1 rRNA gene is annotated in these 1212 nt (G+C 53.4%); it reads left to right on the top strand.

The annotated features are described in order from the left end of the window. Nucleotides 1-1212: ribosomal RNA gene (locus ACZ6RC_RS33355) — 23S ribosomal RNA — on the top strand; the annotation flags it as partial.

Below are 1212 nucleotides of genomic sequence, written 5' to 3'. Positions count from 1 at the left end.
TAATGTTGAAAAATTAGCGGATGACTTGTGGCTGGGGGTGAAAGGCCAATCAAACCGGGAGATAGCTGGTTCTCCCCGAAAGCTATTTAGGTAGCGCCTCGTGAACTCATCTTCGGGGGTAGAGCACTGTTTCGGCTAGGGGGCCATCCCGGCTTACCAAACCGATGCAAACTCCGAATACCGAAGAATGTTATCACGGGAGACACACGGCGGGTGCTAACGTCCGTCGTGAAGAGGGAAACAACCCAGACCGCCAGCTAAGGTCCCAAAGTCATGGTTAAGTGGGAAACGATGTGGGAAGGCATAGACAGCCAGGATGTTGGCTTAGAAGCAGCCATCATTTAAAGAAAGCGTAATAGCTCACTGGTCGAGTCGGCCTGCGCGGAAGATGTAACGGGGCTAAACCATGCACCGAAGCTGCGGCAGCGACGCTTAGGCGTTGTTGGGTAGGGGAGCGTTCTGTAAGCCGTTGAAGGTGGCCTGTGAGGGTTGCTGGAGGTATCAGAAGTGCGAATGCTGACATAAGTAACGATAAAGCGGGTGAAAAGCCCGCTCGCCGGAAGACCAAGGGTTCCTGTCCAACGTTAATCGGGGCAGGGTGAGTCGACCCCTAAGGCGAGGCTGAAAAGCGTAGTCGATGGGAAACAGGTTAATATTCCTGTACTTGGTGTTACTGCGAAGGGGGGACGGAGAAGGCTAGGCTAGCCGGGCGACGGTTGTCCCGGTTTAAGCGTGTAGGGGGTGTGACCTGGTAAATCCGGTTGCATACTAACCCTGAGGCGTGATGACGATGCACTACGGTGCAGAAGTAGTTGATGCCCTGCTTCCAGGAAAATCCTCTAAGCATCAGGTAACATTAAATCGTACCCCAAACCGACACAGGTGGTCAGGTAGAGAATACCAAGGCGCTTGAGAGAACTCGGGTGAAGGAACTAGGCAAAATGGTGCCGTAACTTCGGGAGAAGGCACGCTGGCATGTAGGTGAAGTCCCTCGCGGATGGAGCTGAAGCCAGTCGAAGATACCAGCTGGCTGCAACTGTTTAATAAAAACACAGCACTGTGCAAACACGAAAGTGGACGTATACGGTGTGACGCCTGCCCGGTGCTGGAAGGTTAATTGATGGGGTCAGCCGCAAGGCGAAGCTCTTGATCGAAGCCCCAGTAAACGGCGGCCGTAACTATAACGGTCCTAAGGTAGCGAAATTCCTTGTC

This window comes from Streptomyces sp. NPDC048353 (assembly GCF_055587165.1).
The sequence above is the reverse complement of the archived record's forward strand: the minus strand, read 5'-3'. Positions and strand labels throughout refer to the sequence as shown.